We start from the raw sequence: 344 nt of genomic DNA on the forward strand, positions 1-344 counted from the left end.
ACTCCCACATGCGCTGGTTCGAATCCAGCTATCCCAATAAGGGTTTGTTCCTTTAGAATGGCGGTATAGCCAAGTGGTAAGGCAGAGGTCTGCAAAACCTTCATCACCGGTTCAAATCCGGTTACCGCCTTTAGTTGCTTTAGGCGCTAACATATAGTATAATTATTTTTGTTGATATGCCGGTGTGGCGGAATTGGCAGACGCGCTGGACTCAAAATCCAGTTCCCGTTGAGGGAGTATCGGTTCGACCCCGATCACCGGTATTTTTTATACATTTTGTCAGTAGTAAACGCCTAGAAATAGGCGTTTTTCTTTTGTAGTGTGCCCGGCATGGGCAGTAACTA

At 46.2% G+C, this 344-nt stretch carries 2 tRNA genes; both read left to right on the top strand.

What is annotated here, in order from left to right:
- Positions 1-59 precede the first annotated feature (59 nt).
- Positions 60-130 (top strand) — tRNA-Cys (locus FC65_RS11220).
- Between the two features lie 48 nt (positions 131-178).
- Positions 179-263, top strand: a tRNA-Leu gene (locus FC65_RS11225).
- Positions 264-344: the final 81 nt, after the last annotated feature.

Source organism: Ligilactobacillus acidipiscis DSM 15836 (genome assembly GCF_001435755.1).
Classification (GTDB): Bacteria; Bacillota; Bacilli; order Lactobacillales; family Lactobacillaceae; genus Ligilactobacillus; species Ligilactobacillus acidipiscis.